The sequence below is a fragment of the Aliihoeflea sp. PC F10.4 genome (assembly GCF_054612275.1).
Genome location: NZ_JBTSWH010000001.1, coordinates 1,216,422 through 1,236,623, shown reverse-complemented (window position 1 = coordinate 1,236,623; position 20,202 = coordinate 1,216,422). Strand labels below are relative to the sequence as shown.

Below are 20,202 nucleotides of genomic sequence, written 5' to 3'. Positions count from 1 at the left end.
ACGCAGCCTGTGCCTACGTCGGCGCATGCTACCGCCACTTTACAACTTTTCCCGATGGCTCACACCGCAGCGGGATATTGCACTCTTTATAATCTCGATTATAATAATCCTGATTATAAAGGATGCCGGTATGGCCTCGTTCGTGGGTAGGAAAAGAGAACTCGAGCAACTCGAACGCGAGTACAGCAAGCCATCGGCATCGCTGGTCATCGCATTCGGACGTCGCCGTATCGGCAAGTCGAGGCTGCTGCGCCAAGCTGCAAGTGGGCGCGCCGAAATATACTTCCAGGCGACCCGGGTCTCGTCAGTCCTAAATATGGAGCAGTTCAAGCGCGAAATCGGCCGACTTGTCGGCACTTCGCATATACTGGCTTCGATCGATAGTTGGGAGGGAATCTTTCACTTCATGGCAGGCGCTGCCAAAGAAAGCCCTGGCATGGTCGTTACTATCGACGAGTTCCCCTATCTGGTAGATCAAGATCCCGCATTGCCATCCGTCATCCAGCGGTTCTGGGACTCGGGGGCGGGGCGACATGGCAACCTAAAACTCGTGCTTTGTGGTTCGGCAGTCGCACAAATGGAAGAACTCCTGGCGGAGAAGAACCCGCTGCACGGCCGCGCCACCATGCGGATGGAAGTTAAGCAACTTCCCCTGCGCGACATCCGCGGCTTCTTTCCCGACTACTCGGCCGAACAGTTGGTTGAAACTTACGCTGTTTTCGGAGGCGTACCCCATTATCTGACCCTTTGCGACGGCAACGCCAGCCTGAGAGAGAACGTCATCAACCTGCTCCTAACAGAAACCGGGGCATTAATCGATGAACCCAACGCGATCTTGCAAAGTGAACTTCGCGAACCAGGCGTCTACGCGAGCATCATCGCCGCAATCTCGGAAGGCCTACATTCAGCCGGAGACATCGCGTCACGCCTTAAGATGCAGACGACCGGCGTTGGGCAATACCTCGACAGACTCGAGCGGCTTCACCTTACACGGAGCGTGCGCTCCCTGGATGCCGCTGAGAAGTCGCGCAACAAGCGTGTAATTCTCAACGACCGACTCATGGGTTTCTGGCACAGGTTCGTGCGGCCCAACCTTACGGCAATCAACGGCGGGTACGGCCCGGAGACGTACGACCAATATATCGCCCGGCGCTTCTCCGACTATATGGGCGGTGCGTTCGAGGCCATATGCAGCGATTATGCAAGCTTCCACCTCGTCGAAGTGTTGGGCAGCCCGGCCCAGGAGGTCGGCGGCATATGGGGACATGCCAACTTCGACATCGATGTCGCTGGTCGTCTTCTCGAAGACACGTTCTTCTTCGGTGAATGCAAGTGGCGCTCGTCAAAGATCGACATGGGCATGGTCCAGAAATTGCAGGAACGAGCGGATGCTACCGACTACGGCAAGGGCGCGAAGGGCAAACAATATCTCCTTTTCAGCCGCAACGGCTGCAAACCCGAGGTGACTAAGCTCGCTGAGACCGACGCCTCGGTCCATGTGATTGGGCTTGAAGATTTAGCCTTCCCGGCGGTCACCGAACCCGCGGTGGCGGCCGGGGAGGCTCCGGCCGGGGCTAACGTCGCCGAAGCATTTTAGCGCTTCTCCGTCGATGCAAGGGCGGACATGGCACCAGCTTCAGCTGCAAGATTCACGGCGGGCGGATTCCCGGCACAGCGACCTTCCCAGCAGCCTGCCCAACGGTGACGGACGAGAACCTATAAGGGCGGGACGAATGTCAGTCACTTCTAGTGGGAATCGATGGCATGTCGAGTAGACCGCAAGGGCGGACTGCAAGGCGTGTTGGCGCTAGTCCGAAGAGGCGGACACGCGAACGATTCCACAATGGCGCGATTTGAGTTGGGGGCTGTCGTTCTGATGTTCGATCGATGTTGCCGCGGACTTCAGTCCAGCCGTCCTTGTTCGTCGTAGTCGATCACGGCCGAGCGGATGCGCGGCCGTACCACGTTGATGAACGCGTTGACCCGTTCGGCGAGCCAGATGAAGGCCTCACGCCTGACGTTTGGATCGTTGAGGGAAGGAAATACGCGACGATCCGCGACCGTCAGGCGGCCATTGCGGTCGATCAGTTCGGCAGTGCCGCCGAGCTCGTTCTTGATGTCGCCCCAAGCGTCGGAAACCGCTGCCATAGCGAACTCCCCCGCGCTGTTTTTCGATGCCGACAAGTAGACGCCGAGCGCATTGGCGTCCCTCGCCCTGTAGGCCGTCAACCAACTGCTGCCGTTCGGTGCGGGCATCATCACGCTGATATTAGGAAGCCTTCCTGCCTTTGGCCTCGGTTGCTCTGGATCGTCGATCTTCAGGTACGGCAGGAACTCCATCCAGAACGCGAGACGTTCGTCACTTGCTGCCTGGGCGTCGGGATCGACTTCGCTATCTGCGCTGGCCGCGCTCTCTCCATCTTCAATCACTGCATGTCCCTCCGGCACTGCGATCACGTTCCTGGTGATCGATGCCGTCCTGGCGAGAACACGCGGCGTCACGAGCAAACCACCGTCAGGAAGGTTGAAGATCGGCATCTCGACGAGGCCCATGCTGAAGTGCAGGCCGGCATGTCGTTGCAGGTATTCGGCGATCGTTTCGACACCTTCGCGGATGCCGTCGCCGACGATGAGCAGCAGAAAGCGGCCACGACGAAGGTTCAAGCTGATCGCATCATTGAACGCCATCTCATCGACGGACGGGTCGACCTCGCGCACCAGCTCGAGCATCGCGTTGCCCGGCCGCCCAAGCCGACGACTGACCTCGCGCTGAAGGTCCGAACAGGTCCAGCGGCTCAGTTCCTTCGCGTAGTCGATGATTTGCCCCACGACCTCGCGACGTCCTTCCGGGTTCCGCCAGAGCTTGCACTCGACGAGGATCGGCAAACCCGACGGCGTGATGAATAGATTGTCGATCGGGCCGGCGGGCGTCATGAGTTCGCGGCACACGGCGACCGGATTCTTGAACGATGGATCGACTTCGTCGATCGGAAGCGACCCCGGATACTTGTGCACCAGATCTTGTATCTGAGCCTCGGAGACGCCGTCCTGCGATGCTGCCAGGCTCAACTGCGATAACGTCGTCGCTGTTTGCCCGTCGCGGTCGAGAACCATTGGTACTGCGTGCTGTCTCGACATTCCCACTCCCCTTGTTGGAGGCGACACACTCGCAGCTAGAAAGTGAATCTGGAGTTTATACGAGATCTATGGGTTATCGCGCTTCGCCGCTGTCGCCGGTTGGCACGCACCGGCCGGATCGATTTCGTGGTCGACTGGGAGGGGATGGTGCTCGTCGTTCAGCGCTACGGAATTCCCGGTACCGGCCCACAGTTTACCTGCCCTTAGCAAGATGCGGTGACGATGAGGCCATCGATCCACGGCCACGGTCCGCCTTGTCATATCTCCTGCTCAAATATCTGCACGTTCTCGGTGCCATCGTCATTCTCGGGACTGGCACCGGGATCGCGTTCTTCATGCTGATGGCACATTTTTCCCGTGACGCTGACTTCATTGGGAGAACGAGCTCGGTCGTGGTTCAGGCCGACAAGCTCTTCACGGCCACCGCCGTGGCCGTTCAACCCGTGACCGGCTACCTGCTGATGCAAACGACGGGCCTTCCGTTCACCGAGGGCTGGATGGTCGCCTCGCTCATCCTTTATGAGGTGGCCGGTATGTTCTGGCTTCCGGTGGTGTGGATACAGGCGCGCATGCGCGATCTCGCGCTCGAAGCGGCGGCCGCAGGCGCACCCTTGCCGCAACGCTACCATCGCCTGTTCCGGACATGGTTCGTTTTCGGCTTTCCTGGATTCGGATCGGTGATGGCGATCGTGTGGCTGATGATCGCGAAGCCGACTTTTTGAGATGACGAACAAGCCCCTTCCGACCATCGCCGTCCTCGGTGCCTCCGGCCTCATCGGCCAGGCTGTCACGATGCAGCTTCTGCAGGACGGCTTTCGTGTCGTTCCGGTCGCTCGCAATTTCGCGACAGCACAAATGACGGCATTCGCAGATGCAGCCGTACAGCGCCCGATCGTTGGCCTCGACAATCAAGCGCTGCAGCATTTGCTTGCGGAGATGGAGGCCGACATCGTGGTGAACTGCATCGGCGTCCTTCAGGACAGCGCGCGGCGCGGGACTGCTCAGGACGCGCATGCCGGTTTCGCCGCCAGGTTGGTCGAAGCGATGGCGTCGGCCGAGAAGCCGTGCCTGCTCGTTCATCTATCTGTACCCGGCAATCAGGAAGACGACCGCACCGCATTCAGCACCACGAAACGGGAAGCCGAGCGCGTCATCCAAGATGGCTCCGTAGCGTTCGTCATCCTGCGTCCCGGCTTCGTCGTCGCGCCCGCTGCCTATGGCGGCAGCGCGTTGGTCCGGGCGCTCGCCGCACTTCCCTTCGAACTGGCAGCACAGGAGGCCCAGCGCCCCTTCGCCGCCACGGACGTCGCGGATATCACGGCCACGATCGCCATCGTCGCGCGGCGCTGGGCTGACGGCGAGCATCGTTGGAATGCCGTGTGGGACGTCGTGGAGCGCGAGCCATCGACAGTCGAGGGTGTCATCGCGGAATTTCGGCGACACCTCGACGGTCCCGCAAGGCGACTCCGTCTGTCGTCATGGCTGATGGGGCTCGGCGCGAAGGCGGGCGATCTGGTCGCGCGACTCGGATGGTCTCCACCCATCCGCAGCACCGCCCTTGCCGAACTGCGGCGCGGGGTAACGGGCGATCCACAGCCATGGATTACGGCCACCGGCATCGAACCCGCCTCGCTCAAATCCACGCTTTCACGCCTGCCCGCGACCGTGCAGGAAAAATGGTTCGCGCGGCTCTATCTGCTAAAGCCGCTGATCCTCGGCGTGCTCGTCCTGTTCTGGGCGGTTTCGGGACTCATTCCTCTGACGGTCGCCTTCGACGCCGCTTCGGCGATCCTTACCGCACATGGGGTTCCGCTGTTCATGGCGCAGGCGATCACGGTAGCCAGCAGCCTTGCCGACATCGCCATCGGTGTAGCGATCGCGGTCCGGCGCACCAGTCGCGTCGGCCTTGTCGCAGGCATTTGCCTGTCGGTCGCCTATATGGCGAGCGCCGCTATCATCACGCCGTCACTGTGGCTGGACCCGCTCGGTTCGCTGGTCAAGACCGGGCCGGCCATCGTTCTGATGCTCGTCGCGCTTGCCATCATGGACGAGCGATAAACCAGCGAACATAGCCAAGAGATCAGTTGCTCCGACCAGCTGTTATCGAGGCATCAAAAATGCATTTCCCGCTGCCCCGCTGATCTGGGTACGAAACAGCTGACGCTACCGAAAATTTGAGACCTTGAGGTCCCGTGACCCGTTCCGCCAGCCGGTTCGCCGCTTCGGTAACGCGCTGCCACGATCCGACGTTCGCTCCGCGGCATTGCTGGCCGACTCTCTGGCACGTCGAGCCGCTGCGTGCCGAACTTCAACGGGTCACGCGGCACAACCAAAACGTCCAAATTTTATGGCAAGTTGGCGCTGGCGTTTGATACAGCCGCTGCTCGCGACCACCGAAGCTTGCAGAAAAATGCTTGATAAGCATATGCTTCTCCAAAACATAGGCGGGTGAATGTCCTTGAAAAAGATACCCTTCATTTCATCAGTTAAACTGGCGAGAGTTGATGAGAGCCACATCATTCCCACTGCTCTATACTACGAGGGTAAAAAGGCATTCGCCGGTAAGGAAGCGAAGGACCGCTGCCCCGGACCGGAATACCTGATTGAAGAATTTAAGGTGGCCTTGGGCTCCACGGATCCGGACGCTCTGGAGCGACGATCAAACGTTGCGGGCAATACACCTCGCCGAACCCCAGTCGGCCTTGCGAAGGATTTCTTCGACGAGACGCTCCGAAAAGTTGATGGTTGGCTGGACGTTAACGGGCTCACGAAACCCACGCGCATTCTCATCGCGGAACCGCTTTCCCTTGGCGGCGATCAAGCGACCGAAGCGTGGCTTGCGAACTATCGGAAATCCATTCGGCGACTGCTTCCGTCGCGCTTCGTCGAGGTAGACTTCCTACCGGAGCCATTTGCCGTTTTCCAATACTACCGCTACGGGTTGCGCCACCCCGTGGTCGCCGAACAGCGCAAGCAAATAGCCTTGGTCCTGGATTTCGGCGGCGGGACGTTCGACGTGTCGGTCATAGAAACAACAAAGCAAGGCGATATCAGCCAGTCCGGCGTCAACTCCAGACCGCTGGGAGCTAAGTCTATTCACATCGGTGGTTTTTACATCAACAGGTTAATCGCGGAGGACGCCCTATTCGCCGTTCTTGACAAGCGGCAGGACAAGTCGGCGGTGCGGAAGGCACTCAACGACTTCTATGACCACAAGAATCAAGGCGAGGAGTTCGTCGCTACTCTCTCGGAGTCTAGGCAAGCCCTATTCCGGCACATGAAGCGGCTTCTGCAAGACGTTGAACGTGCCAAAGTCTCTGTGTGCAACGCCATCGCCAACTGGAATCTCGACGCTGATCTCTCCGGTGCGGTGTCCTACCCGATTGACGTGCCGTCAGATCCGATGTCGGCATCGTCAACGATGGCGGGCGTTCGACTGAATGCTGCAAAGCTGCGCGAGATTTTCGAAAAGCAGGTCTGGATACCCAAACTCCGACAAACTATCAGCCAGACTTTAGAACGCGCCAAGGCAGATTTACGGGGTCAGACTATTTCGGTCGTACTGCTATCAGGCGGCTCTTCGAACTTGCGGTGGCTCAAGCCTTTGCTCGAACGCGACCTCAAGCTTCCGCTACAGGACGCACAAGTATTGGAACTCAACGAAAATTTTCAGGAGATCGTAGCCAAGGGCTTGGCAACCGAATGCGCTCGTCGCTTTTACACCGGAGGTCGCGGCGATTTTCGGGCGGTTACCTATAATCGCCTTTGCCTAGCGCTTCGCGCCGACGGGGGACAGCTCGAGATCAAAAAGTTCAGGCCGATCCGAACGGCGAAAGCCTCGCGGTCAAGCCATGAAGACACGGACGAAGGCGTTCTTCTGCCGGCGGCCAGCAGCCTCAGAGGGCTTACCAATCAAGCCCTTGCCTGGAAAGTTCGACTTTCGGCCGCACCCAAGCGTTCCATTGAATATTTCTTTCTGCGCTCCTCCTTCGATCCCGAAGATCTTGACGCTCTTCATAATGTGGCGAGTACCAGAATATTCACCCCACTTGGCGCGAAATTCCAACAAAGCATCGAGGTCGAGCTCACCGTTCGAGAGGACGGCACGGCCGAGCCAAAGTTCGCTTATGGACGGGACAACCTTAACGAGGGTACCGTGGTCGCTGGCAAGCCTTTCTTCATGGACATGACCTTCGCGGCAGAGGAGGAGAATGGCGAGACTTATTTAGGCTTGGACTTTGGCACGAGCACGTCGTCCTGCTCCTTCATTCGAAGCGATGACGTCCAATTCATCGAGCAGAGGGCGAGAAGCCGCGAGTGGCGAGAATTGGCTGACCTTCTGCAGGATCTGCCCTACCCCACTTCGGCTCCGCTGGCGCGATACATTTCAGAAACCGATAGTCATCGCCGAGTTGAACGCGGCAGAGAGGCTGCCGAAGCACTTCTAACGTTCGCCGCGTATGTCGCATATTGCGAGCGTTCCACCATCAGTTCGGGCCAAGCATTTTTTAAGGGAATGGCCCATCGATCGGCCGGGCCACTTTGGGCCCTGCTGAAAAACTGCTTACGGGGCGCGCGGAGCGATCTAATTTTCTCTGCGGGTTTTAGTGACCTGATCGGGCCAGGAACGTTGGAACAAATCGACGCTTGGGTGTCAGAGTTGGCGGTCAGCAAACACGGAAAGCTGGCCAACATAGACTACGTGACCTTTCTCAGCGTCCTTGCCAACAGCGTTGCGCGGTCCTTGGGCGAGGCAGAGTTCGGCATCTTCGAAGGGGTGACTGCGAAGAGATTCGCCAGCGGCCGGTTTACGGGCAGGTTTCGATCGCTGAGGGGGCAGGGGCAACCGTTCGTTCATGTCTCCGAATACGAAGGGGTTCATGCCTTCTCGGAGGCTGACCCCATGCTTGTGCATCCCGAGAAGAACGTCGGTCTTTGTTTGGCGCCGCTGTATTTCTGGGGCTTGGATCAATCAGAGCAGACAGATCTGGATCTGTTTGAATACGACGGAGCAAAAGGAATAGACTTCTCGTTCAAGGCCGTTCAGTTGCGAGCCGAGTTCATTCTAAAGGCGCAAGGCGACTTAAGGGAAGCTTGGGAGTATGTGGGCGCGCTGCGGCAGGTCGATCAGAAGCGGGACTACCTCGAAGATGTGGAGATCGTTGTTGGGAGATCCCGCGACTGAGAGGACGGCCCTGCTCTCCCGCCCGGTGGGAGCTCAACGAACGGCATGTTTGCGGTTGCGACGAATGCACTCCCAACGGTGACAATGGAGTCGCAAGCGAACTGATCGCTGATCCACTGAAGTTTCGTCCAAAACGGGTGTGAAGCGGTCGTTGCCCGTAGCCTGTTTGGCGCTTTCCGCGTTGGCGGGGTCGGTTCCCGCGAATGCTGTCAAGCGATACGAGAATTGACATGTTTCACCTCCAAGCTCCATTCACCTCCAAGCTCCATGCCCAATGCCATTCGCGAAGAGATCGCCGACGCCAACGTCGAGGCGGTCATACCGGCGAAGAGCAACAGACGCGCCCCGATCCCTCATGACAAATCCAAGGAATCCTATCTCGGCTTCGTCGCCATCGCCGCAGTCAAACTATGGATACCCTTCGTCCACGAGCGCTAACAGGCAGTCCCGAGCGCTCAGGTCGCATCGAGCCCTTCCTATCTCAGTACTTTGGCTGCGCATTAACGAGCGTTGAGGCCTTAAGTGTCGGCAAGTCTTAACGAATGGTGACCGTCAGGTTAACGCGATTGACAGGTTTTCCAACCAATGTCCCGTCATCGCATCGTTGTTGAAAGCCTGCTCGGCAACGATGGCGTTACGATCATGTACGGAACTCTTGATGCCGCCGCCAATGCAGCCATGCCGTCGACCTACATTCATCGATCTGTTCAGCGGTGCCGGTCTCATGAGCGCCGGCTTCCAACGTTCGGGTTTCGTTCCCGTGCAGGCGGTTGAACTTTCGAGAGACGCGGCCGCTACTTATCGCGCGAACGTCTCAGACTGCGTCGATACCGGCTCAGTCGATGAGATTAAGTACAGACTGCCCGCAGACGTCATCGTCGCGGGTCCACCCTGCCAAGGTTTCAGCACGTTGGGTCGCCGCGATCCGACCGACACGAGAAACGAGCTGTCGCTATCGATCGTCCGATGGATCGACGACGTCCAGCCGAAGATGGTGGTGATCGAGAACGTCCCTCAGTTTCTGCGTTCTTTTCATTTCCATTCCCTTCGCCAGCGATTGGCGGACCGCGGATACGCTGTCACGACCTGGGAACTTGAAGCGGCCGATTTTGGAACACCGCAACTGCGCCGCAGGGCATTCACGATAGCCTCCATTATCGGCCTGCCAGAGCGCCCTCCACCCTCGGATTCGCGGATGACGGTCGCGGACGCGATACTGAATTCCGATCGACCGTTGCTGGCAAACGATCCACTTCATGTTTGGCCGACCCCGAAAGGCATCGCGGCCGAGCGGATCAACCTGGTGCCGCCAGGCGGTGACAAGCGGGACATCCTTCTAAAAGCTCCGGAGCTTTGCCCACCGTCATGGGCTAGAGTCGGATGCCAAGCTACAGACGTTTGGGGACGCATGGATCCGCATCAACCATCCAACACGGTACGATGCACCTTCCAGAACCCTTCAAAAGGCCGATACCTGCATCCTTTCGAAAACCGGGTGATCTCCCTGCGCGAGGGCGCTCGCTTGCAGGGTGTCCCAGACCACTGGAACTTCATAGGTTCGCCCTACCCGGTCGCTCGCCAGATCGGAAACGGCGTTCCGGTTCCGCTTGCCGCCGCCGTGGGCGCGTCCCTGATGAGCGTCTTCTCGGATTATGCTGGAGCCGGCAACGACAACGTCAAAGAGTCTGCGGTCTCCGCATCATCGTCACCGAGTTCCTTTTCGATCGCGTCAATCGCAGCCATGTGAGCAGTTCTCGCATCCTTCAGCAGTTCCGTCATTCCGACGATGCGGATGCGTTCACGGGGCTGCTGTTCCGCATATTTTCCGATCAGGTTTATTTCTTCGCGAACGGACGTCTCCGCATCCGGGAGTTCACCGATCAACAGCCCCTGTACGTTGACACGATGAGGCAGATTGGTCTTGCACCAATCCTCGGTGGTCAAGACATAGTCTTCCAATTGTCGCCAGTGCTCTAGCCGCAGCGGAATTGTCGGGCTTTTAAGTTCGACGATCTTGATTATGAACGGTCCGTCCAAAGATGGTTCCGACGCAAGGAAGACGAGGTCGGGGCGTTTGATATCTTCCTTGTCGCCGTCCATGACCGGCGCGTACTCGTCCACCTTCAGGTCCCTTGCGATCTGCGATACCACCTTCGACATCCGCATGTCACTGGTCACGAAATGCGAGAACTCCGGTCGGATCAGCCAAGGATTTTCTTTTAACAGATCGTGGAAATCCTTCTCGTACTGTCTCTTCTTCCAGTCATCGCGGGATTTTTCAAGCAACGACTGAAGCTTAAGGATGCCGTTTTTTCGCGCTCGGTAAAGCTTCAACGAATCCCATCGCTCAATCTCTGCCACCTCCCGCAATTGCCCCGCTAGTTCCTGTATCGTCTTCAAATGAACCCCTGCGGACGATAGCTTGATCAGGATTTCGCTCGAGTTGATCGACTGGATCAGCGCGGGTGCGAGTTCCTTGAACTCGTCGCTGGAGACGTCGTAATCCCTGGCGAATATCTGCAGCAGCTTTCGCGATGGCTCTCGGGTTTTCTTGGGCAGGATTTCGATTTGCTTGCTTATCAGTTTGGCCACCGGATCGCTTTGCAAATCCTGAACGGCTTTTTCATCCCGCCATTTCCCGTGGTCCTTGATGGCGTCCTCCATGACACGGCGGACGGCGTCGAGGAAGCTGTCGACGATCTCGTTGCCCTCTTTCAAGTCTCCGCGGTCGGTTGCGATGAGATCTACGCCGCCGCGATCAAGGATGTCGGCCTCGACCATGCATTCCATATAGTCGCTGCCGTAGAAGTTGTGCATGCCGGTCTTGAGGCCGAACAGGCTGGGGCCGGCTGCCAAACGCTTGTTGCAGTAGATGCGCGCTCCGCGCTCGGAACCTTTGAGCGATCTGTTTCGAAAGCCAACGTAGTACTGGAAGTCGAACGTCCCAACGTCCTGCACGTCAAACGTTGCAGCCGCCATCTCGCCAGTGTCGATCTGTGCCTGCGAAAGACTGCGAGGATGAATGAAAACGTAGTCCGGCCGGTAAGGTTCGAGCGGCTCGCCGTTGATCGAAATCGCGAAGTCGTCCGCTTTGATGCCGAAAAAACGCTGCGCTATCGTGCTCTCGATCTTCTCCTTCGTTTCCTTGAGCGCGTCGGCCCGAAGGTTGCTCAAAGTGATGATCGTGCCCGACTTTGTCGTCTCTTTGGTAAGGTACTCCACGGGCAGCGGCAAAGCGCTGATCGCGGTTGTTTCGTTGACCTCGCGGATGTCGATCGTGATCCGCGTCGCTTCCGGCTCACCCGCGACAGAAGTTTCAACGACCGCGGTGAGTGCCGCGCCGAAGCCGGCGAGTTTCCCTACGCCCTTACGACCCATCACCATTCGCTTGCCGCTTTTCGTGCGCAAGTTCCTTTCAACGCGATTTCTGTCCATGCGTCGCTGGCGGTTTACGGGTAGGAAATTGTCCTGGACCTCGCTCCACGTCATCCCATGGCCGTCATCTTCGATCACGATCGTAACATCGGACCGCATCGTCTGGTGCATAATATCGAAGCTAGCCACAAGATCGGAGGCGTCTTCGTCGTCCGGTCCGGGTCCTACTTCCCTGAGCCGCGCTTTGTACTCGGCTTTGAGTCGTTCGCGTTCTCTCCCTATTTCATCAAAATCAATCTTGATGTCGACTTTCGACGCGTCGGCATCGTAGGCATTCGCCACGAATTCGACGAGGACCTTGCCCAAGTTACTGTACATGTCTGCCCCGAGCGTCCTGAGCGTACTGCTCATGAACTGCATCGTCATTTCGGTCGGACGAGACGACCCGCTCGATACAGATTCGACGACGGAATTCTTCGCCTGATTTTTGTCCATAAAGCCCCCCAAAAGCGATCGCGGACAGGAATCATCTCGCGAAATGGCGGACCATCTTACCCCGTTGCAGCGTTCAGCCAACATGGCAGCCGTAAGGCAACGCGATACAACTCCGGAACTCGTCGTCCGGCGAGCGGCTCACGCGCTTGGCTATCGTTTCAGGCTACATCGCGCCGACTTGCCAGGGCGACCGGACCTTTGCTTTCCTAAACTCCGTCTGATCGTATTCGTCCACGGTTGCTTTTGGCACCGGCATGAGGGGTGTTCGCGCTCGGGGGTGCCAAAATCGAACACGGATGCATGGACTGAGAAATTCAGGCGGAACGTAGCTAGAGATGCCGCGGCCAGTGCTCGCTTGCGATCTGACGGGTGGAAGGTCGAAATCATTTGGGAGTGCGAGACCAAGCGTCCGGCCGTGCTGGCCGGACGGTTGTCTTCGATTTTGTCAGGATCGGCGTCGGCTCGTTACATGCAAGGCGAGACATTGCCTTCTTCACTGTGACCGCCGAGTGTGACGTTGCGCACAAGGTGGGGCTGTCCCGCCTATCCTTCCTCGATCAACCCGCCGATATGGAGGTCCTTGGCCGCGTTTAACCTGCGAGGTACGGAACTTTGGGTTCGAGGAGTACGGAACTTTGGGTATGGAAATAAGGCAGGTCCTGGAAGATGTTTGGAATCAGTGATTTCTGGAGGGGGTAGTTCGAAACTTTGGGTAGGACATCACGGCAATAACAGCGCGATGCGCTCACCTGGCATATCGGGTGAGCGCATCATGCTGGTCGATCAGGCGGGCAGATTGCATGCGAATTGCCGGCTCTGAAAGGTTGGTTTGATGACGTCTCAGAACAGGCGCGGTGTTTTAAGCCTGTGTGTCAGCGCTCTCGTCGTCATGCCATTTGGTCTCGCCGCACCGGCTCATGCGACCGACCAATCGCCACCATCACAACCTCGCCCCTTCCGGGAACCTATCCTTCGCCGCGACCTTGGTGCCGTGCAGCGTCTGATCGACGCCGGAGCGGACATCGATCAGCGGATGTTCAATCGTGCAACGCCATCCATCACGGCAGCCGCCTCCGACAATTGGCGGATCGTTCTCGCTTTCCTCGATGCCGGCGCCGATGCCAGTCTCGAAAATCGAATGGGGTTGACCGTCGCCGAACTGGCGCGGACGTCTCGCGTTGTGCTCGATAGCGATGAGGGGCGCGCGCTGCAGCGCGTGCGTGACATATTGCGCGCTCGTGGGCTGTACTGAAGAAACCTACGCTGCGAGGTGGTCTTTCACTGGACCAAATGCTCGCTCTGGCTGAAATCCAGCTTTGCTGCTAGAGCATTTTGCAGTCAGACGGAATCGTCTGACGTCGCACAAATGCGGCCGGGAAAACGGGCAAGAGCAATTCGGGCATTCATCGGAATGCACATTGCTCTACGTCTTCGACGTTCGCGGCCATATCCCGAACGTTTCCAGATTTACGCCGTGCAAAACGGCCGACCACCCGGACAGCCCATTGAGCCAGTCGACGCCCCTTGCATCCGATCCACGCGCCGGCATGCTCTACATGATCGCGACCTGCGCGGTCTTCGCGGTTCAGGACGGCGTGTCGCGCCATCTGGCCGAAAGCGTCAATGTCTATCTCATCGTCACGCTGCGCTTCTGGTTCTTCGCGCTTCTGGCGATCATGTGGGCGGCGCGGTCGAGCGGCGGCTTCCGAGCTGCTACGCGTACGGCGTTTCCCAAATTGCAGGCCCTGCGCGCCATCCTGCTTATCAGCGAAATCTGCCTCATCATGTTTTCGTTCGTCAGCATCGGACTGATCGCCACGCACGCTGTCTTTATCGCCTATCCGCTCATCATCGCGGCTTTGTCGGTGCCATTTCTGGGCGAAAAGGTCGGCTGGCGCAGATGGTCGGCTATCGTCGTCGGCTTTGTCGGCGTACTGGTCATTATCAATCCCGGCGCATCGATCCTGACGATATGGACCCTCGTGCCGTTCGCCTGCGCGACGCTCTTTGCCTGCTACAGTCTTTTGACGCGCTACGTGGCCCGCAAGGACGCGGCCAGTGTCAGCTTCTTCTGGACGGGCGTTTTCGGCGCGCTGCTCATCACGCCGCTCGGGCTTTGGAATTGGCAATCTATCGCGGCCGCCGACGCCGGCTGGCTGGCCGCGCTCTGCCTGCTTGCGATCACCGGAAACTGGCTTTTGATCAAGGCCTATGAAGTCGCCGACGCGTCGAGCGTCCAGCCTTTCGCCTATTTCCAGTTCCCGTTCGTCTCGATCGTCGGGCTTCTGATTTTCGGTGAGGCGCTGAAGCTCAATCTCGTCGTCGGCGCTGGCATCGTCATGGCCGCGGGCCTCTTCACTCTATGGCGCGAGCGGGTCAAACGCGTGTCGCCGACCGAGCCTGCCGTCCCTGCCGACAGGCCATAGGCCCTAATGCCGCTTGGCTTGCACCAGATAGGCCTCGATCGTCGTTTCACCGAGAAACTTCATGGCCTCCAGCCGGTGCAGTCCCTCCACCAGCACATAACGCGCGCCGTCTTCGCGTATCTGGATCGGCGTCTTCAGCCCGTTCTCCAGAATGTCCTCGGCGAGCACGCGCGCCGTATCGGGATGCAGCGTCTTGCGCCGAGCCGTCGGCACATAGACAGCGTCGATGGGAACAGGCCTTGAGCGCAGCATGGGTACCTCTCCTGACGTTACTACGAAGAAAAGCCGCAAGCGCTTGCCATTGCAACGTCCGGCGCTGACTATGCTATCGAAAGGCGTGAAGAATTGGGGGATTTCGATGGATTCGGGCAAGCCGCTGGTAAAGGGCATTTTCGACAAACGGACATTTTCGATCCAGTATGTCGTGTCCGATCCGGCAACGGGCAAGTGCGCGATCATCGATCCAGTGCTCGATTTCGATGAAAAATCGGGCGCGACGGCAACGACGAACGCCGACGCCATACTCGATTACGTCAAAGCCGAGGGACTTACTGTCGAATGGATTCTCGACACGCATCCCCACGCCGATCACTTTTCCGCCACGCCGTATCTGAAGGAAAGGACCGGCGCACCGACCGCGATCGGCGCGCGCATTGTCGACGTTCAGGAATTGTGGAAGGACATTTACAACTGGCCCGATTTTCCCGCCGACGGTTCGCAATGGGACAAAATCTTTACTGAGGGCGAAACCTTCGCGATTGGCACCATTCCAGTCCGCGTTCTGTTTTCGCCGGGGCACACACTCGCTTCGATCACCTATGTCGCGGGCGACGCGGCCTTCGTCCACGACACGCTCTTCATGCCGGATTCGGGCACCGCGCGATGCGATTTTCCCGGCGGAAGCGCAGCGCGTCTCTGGAACTCGATCCGGAAAATTCTGGCGCTGCCCGACGACACACGCATCTTCGTCGGCCACGATTACCAGCCGGGCGGACGCGAACCGCGTTGGGAATCGACCGTCGCCGAACAAAGGGCGACGAACACGCATATCTCGAAATGCACCACCGAGGCGGAGTTCGTCGCGCTGCGGGAAGGCCGGGACAGGACCTTGCCAATGCCCAAGCTCATCTTGCATGCGCTGCAGGTCAACATGAATGGCGGACGCCTGCCGCCTGTCGAGGCGAACGGCAAGCGCTATCTGAAATTCCCGCTGGACGCTCTCAAGGGCGCGACATGGGATTGATCAGACGGTGAGCATGGCGCGGATCTCGGCGCGGTCGAGGTCTTCGGCAACGCCCGAATGCACGATGCGGCCGCGATCCATGATGTGGATGTCGTCGGCAAGCTCCCGACAAAAATCCAGATATTGCTCGACCAGCAAAACCGCGATGCCGGCACTGTCGCGCAGATAGCGGATCGCACGGCCGATATCCTTGATGATCGAGGGCTGGATGCCTTCCGTCGGCTCGTCGAGCACCAGAAGCTTGGGCCTCAGCACCAGTGCCCGGCCGATGGCGAGTTGTTGTTGCTGACCACCGGAAAGGTCGCCGCCGCGACGGCCCAGCATGTCTTTGAGCACCGGGAAAAGCTCGAAAACATGGTCCGGAATGCTGCGTTCGGAGCGCTTCAGCGGCGCGTATCCGGTTTCGAGATTTTCGCGCACCGACAGAAGCGGGAAGATCTCGCGTCCTTGCGGCACAAAAGCGATACCCGACCGGGCGCGCTCTGACGGCGCGCTCCGGTCGAGCATCTTCCCCTCGAAAGAGATGGAGCCGGTGGTCAGCCGATGATGACCGACGATAGCGCGCATCAGGCTCGTCTTGCCGACGCCGTTGCGGCCCAGAACGCAGGTGATCTTCGCCGGCTCGGCAGTCAGCGAAACGCCCCGCAATGCCTGTGCAGCGCCGTAATGAAGAGTGGCGTCAGAAACGGTCAACATGATCAGCGCCCCAGATAGACTTCGACGACACGCGGATCGGCGCTGACATGGTCGAGCGAGCCTTCAGAAAGCACCGCGCCTTCGTGAAGGCACGTCACCTTGACGCCGAGTTCGCGCACGAAATGCATGTCGTGCTCGACGACGACGACCGAGTGACTTTGCGAGATGTCACGCAGCAAGCGCGCGGTCTCCTCGGTTTCGGCGTCCGTCATGCCGGCCACCGGCTCGTCGACGAGAAGCAGCTTGGGGTCCTGCGCCAGCAACATGCCGATCTCCAGCCATTGCTTCTGGCCGTGCGAAAGGTTTGCGGCGAGCGCGTTTCGCTTGTCGCCGAGACGCACGATGCCGAGAATATCGTCGATGCGCTTTGCTGCGTCCTGCGTCTCGCGCCAGAACAGGGTTGGCAGAATCCCGCGCGGCCCCTTCAGCGACAGAAGGATGTTGTCCTCGACCGAATGGCTCTCGAAAACGGTCGGTTTCTGGAACTTGCGCCCGATGCCCATATTGGCGATGTCCGCCTCATCGTGCCGCGTCAGATCGACCGAACCGTTGAAGAACACATCGCCCGTGTCGGGACGCGTCTTGCCGGTAATGATGTCCATCATCGTGGTCTTGCCGGCCCCGTTTGGCCCAATGATCGCGCGCATTTCGCCCGGGTCGAGCGTCAGCGACAGATTGTTGATCGCGCGGAACCCGTCGAAGGAGACCGAGACGTTGTCGAGATAAAGGATCGTGCTGGTCAGGCTCGCCATGGTCTTCATTCCGCCGGTTGAGGGCGCGCTTCGCCGCGATACGATGCCGAATTTTCAGGTCGCACGACCGGCAAATCCGGCGGCGGCGTGTCGGACGTCTCGACAAGCCTGCGCTCGCGCCGCCCTGTGAAATAATCACCAATAGTGCCGACGATGCCCTTCGGCAGGAACAGCGTGACGGCAACGAACATCCCGCCCAGCGCGAACAGCCACAGTTCGGGATAGGCGGCGGTGAACCAGGTCTTCGCATAGTTGACGAGGATCGCTCCGATGATCGGCCCGACCAGCGTTCCGCGCCCGCCGATCGCCGTCCACACCACGACCTCGATGGAGTTGGCCGGCGCGAATTCGCCCGGATTGATGATGCCGACCTGCGGCACGTAGAGCGCGCCCGCGATGCCGGCGATCATCGCGGAAACCACGAACGCGAACAGCTTCACATATTCAGGCCGGTAGCCGATGAAGCGTGTCCGGCTTTCCGCGTCGCGCACCGCGATCATGATCTTGCCAAGCTTCGATTTCGTGATCGCGCTGCAAATGACGAAGGTGATGGCGAGCGCGATGCAGGTGGCCGCGAACAATCCGGCGCGGTTCGCGGGTGCCTGGATCGACCAGCCGAGGATTTCGCGAAAATCGGTCAGGCCGTTATTGCCGCCAAACCCCATGTCGTTGCGGAAAAAGGCGAGCATCAGCGCGAAGGTCATCGCCTGCGTGATGATCGAGAGGTAAACGCCGGTGACGCGGGAGCGAAAGGCGAACCAGCCGAAGACGAAGGCGAGCAACCCCGGCACGACCATCACCATCAGCGCGGCGAACCAGAAATTGTCGAAGCCCCACCAGTACCAGGGCAGTTCGGACCAGTTGAGGAACACCATGAAATCCGGCAGGTCGGGGTTGCCATAGACCCCGCGCGACCCGATCTGGCGCATGAGATACATGCCCATCGCATAGCCGCCGAGCGCGAAAAACGCGCCGTGGCCGAGCGACAGGATGCCGACATAGCCCCAGACGAGATCGAGCGCGAGGGCGAGCATCGCATAGGTGAGATACTTGCCCATCAGCGCGACCATATAGTTCGGCACGCGCAGCGGATGGCCGACCGGCAGCATGAGATTAGACGCGGGAACGAGGATCGCGGCGGCGAGAAGCAGGCCGACGACGATGTAGAGCTTCGCGCCGAGTGTCCGGTAAAAGAACGCCGTGATCATGCGTCCACCGCCCTGCCCTTGAGCGCGAACAGGCCACGCGGTCGCTTCTGGATAAAGAGGATGATGAAGACGAGGATCATGATCTTGGCAAGCACCGCGCCGGCATAGGGTTCGAGGAACTTGTTGAGGATGCCGAGCGTCATCGCCCCGACAAGCGTGCCCCAAAGATTGCCGACGCCGCCGAAGACGACGACCATGAAACTGTCGATGATGTAACCCTGTCCGAGATTGGGCGAGACGTTATCGATCTGGCTGAGTGCCACCCCGGCAAGGCCAGCGATGCCGGAGCCGAGTCCGAAGGTCATCGCGTCGACCCATGGTGTTCGGATGCCCATAGACGACGCCATGCGCCGGTTCTGCGTCACCGCGCGCATCTGGAGGCCGAGCGCCGTGCGCTTGAGGACGAAGAGCAGCCCCGCAAAGACGACGAGCGCGAAGATCACAATCCAGAAGCGATTCCACGTAATCGCGATGCCGTAGAAATCGAACGTGCCGGACATCCAAGGCGGGTTCGACACCTCGCGGTTCGACGCGCCGAAGGTCGTGCGTACCGCCTGCTGGATGATGAGCGACAGGCCCCATGTGGCGAGAAGCGTTTCGAGCGGTCGGCCATAAAGCCAGCGGATCACGCCACGCTCGATGGCGATGCCGATCAGCCCGGTCACGAGAAAGGCGGCAGGCAGCGCGAAGGCGAGCGACCAGGCGAAAAGCTCCGGGAACGATGCGCGGATGATGTTCTGGACCATGAAGGTCGTGTAGGCGCCGAGCATCACCATCTCGCCATGCGCCATGTTGATGACGCCCATGACACCGAAGGTGATGGCAAGACCGATGGCGGCGAGCAGCAGCACCGCGCCAAGCGAAATCCCGTACCAGACGTTCTGCCCGACATCGAGCAGCGCCAGATGTTGCTGGATTGCGGAAATTCCGGCCTCGATCGTCGGCGTCACATCCTCGTCCGCACTCGACAGGGCCGACTGGAGGATGCCCAGCGCCTGCCGATCGCCGCGCGCGGCGATCACGTCCACGGCTTCGGCGAAGGCGGCGGGTTCGGCGTCGGAACGCAGGACCGCGACCGCGTGCGCCTCTTGCATGACCTGAAGAACGGCCGGATTCTCTTCCTGCGCTATGGCTTCGTCGAGCAGTTCGACATTGTCGGGGTCGCCCGCCTGAAACATCGCCCGCGCCGCGCTCATGCGCGTACCGGCATTCGGGCTCATCAGCGTCAGTTGCCCGACAGCCGTGCGTACCGCGCGGCGAAGAGAATTGTTGACGCGGATGCGCTCCACGCCGGAACTCGCCACCTCGCCGATTTCGTCACCGGTCAAAGCGTCGGTAGCCGTGACGGTATCGCCGCGACCAGATGTGGTGACGACCTGTCCCGTCTCTTCGATCACGTTGAGGTCGCCGGCGGCCAGGCTCTCGAGCAGGGGCGCGACCCGAGCATCATTCGTCGCTGCGAGCGCCTGCACCACGCGGCCCCGGTCGGAAAAACTGCCGTCGGGAAGCTGGCGCACAAGCTCTTCGACCGATTGCGCAAAGGCGCTGCCGCCCGCGGCAAAGAGCGCGAGGACAAGCATCACGGCAAGGCGGCGCATCGTGTGAAGAAGGGTCATCGTTCGTTCCGGCGCGGTCATGGAAGGACGCGAAGGCAGGATTGCCCGCCTTCGCGCGTTTCGAAATA

General features: G+C 59.5%; 18 protein-coding genes. 10 read left to right on the top strand and 8 right to left on the bottom strand.

Features of this window, described 5'->3' with window-relative positions; all coding sequences use genetic code 11:
• Positions 1 to 130 precede the first annotated feature (130 nt).
• The gene (locus tag ACX82Z_RS06115; RefSeq protein ID WP_459587252.1) at positions 131 to 1,597 is read left to right on the top strand and encodes an ATP-binding protein; all 1,467 of its coding nucleotides are present in this window, start codon (positions 131 to 133) and stop codon (positions 1,595 to 1,597) included.
• 305 nt (positions 1,598 to 1,902) lie between these two features.
• Here ACX82Z_RS06115 and ACX82Z_RS06110 read toward each other — a convergent pair whose 3' ends face one another.
• On the bottom strand, positions 1,903 to 3,114 hold the full coding sequence (locus ACX82Z_RS06110) for a hypothetical protein (RefSeq protein WP_459587251.1): 1,212 nt from the start codon (positions 3,112 to 3,114) through the stop codon (positions 1,903 to 1,905).
• Between the two features lie 278 nt (positions 3,115 to 3,392).
• Here ACX82Z_RS06110 and ACX82Z_RS06105 point away from each other — a divergent pair, with 278 nt between their 5' ends.
• From ACX82Z_RS06105 to ACX82Z_RS06090, 4 genes are all read left to right on the top strand, one after another.
• Positions 3,393 to 3,860 (top strand): DUF2269 family protein, encoded by a 468-nt coding sequence (locus tag ACX82Z_RS06105; RefSeq protein WP_459587249.1) that lies wholly within the window; start codon positions 3,393 to 3,395, stop codon positions 3,858 to 3,860.
• Between the two features lies 1 nt (position 3,861).
• A complete protein-coding gene (locus ACX82Z_RS06100; RefSeq protein WP_459587248.1) occupies positions 3,862 to 5,196 on the top strand; it encodes an SDR family oxidoreductase in 1,335 nt (444 codons plus the stop codon).
• Positions 5,197 to 5,590: 394 nt separating this feature from the next.
• Positions 5,591 to 8,323, top strand: coding sequence for an Hsp70 family protein (locus ACX82Z_RS06095; protein WP_459587246.1), 2,733 nt, complete (start codon positions 5,591 to 5,593; stop codon positions 8,321 to 8,323).
• Between the two features lie 267 nt (positions 8,324 to 8,590).
• Entirely contained in the window at positions 8,591 to 8,761 is a 171-nt protein-coding gene (locus tag ACX82Z_RS06090) for a hypothetical protein (protein ID WP_459587244.1), read from the top strand.
• 114 nt (positions 8,762 to 8,875) lie between these two features.
• Here ACX82Z_RS06090 and ACX82Z_RS06085 read toward each other — a convergent pair whose 3' ends face one another.
• Positions 8,876 to 9,049, bottom strand: a complete 174-nt coding sequence (locus tag ACX82Z_RS06085; protein ID WP_459587242.1) for a hypothetical protein — start codon at positions 9,047 to 9,049, stop codon at positions 8,876 to 8,878.
• On the opposite strand from ACX82Z_RS06085, the gene ACX82Z_RS06080 reads away from it, so the two are divergent.
• Complete coding sequence (locus ACX82Z_RS06080) at positions 9,048 to 10,070, top strand: DNA cytosine methyltransferase (RefSeq protein WP_459587241.1); 1,023 nt, start codon at positions 9,048 to 9,050, stop codon at positions 10,068 to 10,070. The two genes, ACX82Z_RS06085 and ACX82Z_RS06080, sit on opposite strands and share 2 nt — an antisense overlap.
• Here ACX82Z_RS06080 and ACX82Z_RS06075 read toward each other — a convergent pair.
• Positions 9,974 to 12,193, bottom strand: a complete 2,220-nt coding sequence (locus tag ACX82Z_RS06075; protein ID WP_459587239.1) for an ATP-binding protein — start codon at positions 12,191 to 12,193, stop codon at positions 9,974 to 9,976. The two genes, ACX82Z_RS06080 and ACX82Z_RS06075, sit on opposite strands and share 97 nt — an antisense overlap.
• Before the next feature lie 43 nt (positions 12,194 to 12,236).
• Here ACX82Z_RS06075 and ACX82Z_RS06070 point away from each other — a divergent pair, with 43 nt between their 5' ends.
• The 3 genes from ACX82Z_RS06070 to ACX82Z_RS06060 all read left to right on the top strand — a co-directional run bounded on the left by ACX82Z_RS06070 (position 12,237) and on the right by ACX82Z_RS06060 (position 14,619).
• Positions 12,237 to 12,695: a very short patch repair endonuclease gene (locus ACX82Z_RS06070; protein ID WP_459587236.1), complete on the top strand. Its 459-nt coding sequence runs from the start codon at positions 12,237 to 12,239 to the stop codon at positions 12,693 to 12,695.
• 330 nt (positions 12,696 to 13,025) lie between these two features.
• Entirely contained in the window at positions 13,026 to 13,445 is a 420-nt protein-coding gene (locus ACX82Z_RS06065) for a hypothetical protein (protein ID WP_459587234.1), read from the top strand.
• Positions 13,446 to 13,698: 253 nt separating this feature from the next.
• Entirely contained in the window at positions 13,699 to 14,619 is a 921-nt protein-coding gene (locus ACX82Z_RS06060) for a DMT family transporter (RefSeq protein WP_459587233.1), read from the top strand.
• 3 nt (positions 14,620 to 14,622) lie between these two features.
• On the opposite strand, the gene ACX82Z_RS06055 is transcribed toward ACX82Z_RS06060, so the two are convergent.
• The gene (locus tag ACX82Z_RS06055) at positions 14,623 to 14,871 is read right to left on the bottom strand and encodes a ParB N-terminal domain-containing protein (protein WP_459587232.1); all 249 of its coding nucleotides are present in this window, start codon (positions 14,869 to 14,871) and stop codon (positions 14,623 to 14,625) included.
• Between the two features lie 106 nt (positions 14,872 to 14,977).
• Here ACX82Z_RS06055 and ACX82Z_RS06050 point away from each other — a divergent pair, with 106 nt between their 5' ends.
• On the top strand, positions 14,978 to 15,862 hold the full coding sequence (locus tag ACX82Z_RS06050) for an MBL fold metallo-hydrolase (protein WP_459587230.1): 885 nt from the start codon (positions 14,978 to 14,980) through the stop codon (positions 15,860 to 15,862).
• On the opposite strand, the gene urtE is transcribed toward ACX82Z_RS06050, so the two are convergent.
• Genes urtE through urtB form a run of 4 tightly spaced genes read right to left on the bottom strand, consistent with a single transcriptional unit; the run spans position 15,863 to position 20,134 of the window.
• On the bottom strand, positions 15,863 to 16,558 hold the full coding sequence (urtE, locus tag ACX82Z_RS06045) for an urea ABC transporter ATP-binding subunit UrtE (RefSeq protein WP_459587229.1): 696 nt from the start codon (positions 16,556 to 16,558) through the stop codon (positions 15,863 to 15,865).
• A 2-nt stretch (positions 16,559 to 16,560) separates the two neighbouring features.
• A complete protein-coding gene (gene urtD, locus ACX82Z_RS06040; RefSeq protein ID WP_459587228.1) occupies positions 16,561 to 17,310 on the bottom strand; it encodes an urea ABC transporter ATP-binding protein UrtD in 750 nt (249 codons plus the stop codon).
• Between the two features lie 5 nt (positions 17,311 to 17,315).
• Positions 17,316 to 18,518 (bottom strand): urea ABC transporter permease subunit UrtC, encoded by a 1,203-nt coding sequence (gene urtC, locus ACX82Z_RS06035; RefSeq protein WP_459587227.1) that lies wholly within the window; start codon positions 18,516 to 18,518, stop codon positions 17,316 to 17,318.
• A complete protein-coding gene (gene urtB, locus ACX82Z_RS06030) occupies positions 18,515 to 20,134 on the bottom strand; it encodes an urea ABC transporter permease subunit UrtB (RefSeq protein WP_459587226.1) in 1,620 nt (539 codons plus the stop codon). Before urtB ends, urtC begins: the two co-directional genes overlap by 4 nt.
• Positions 20,135 to 20,202: the final 68 nt, after the last annotated feature.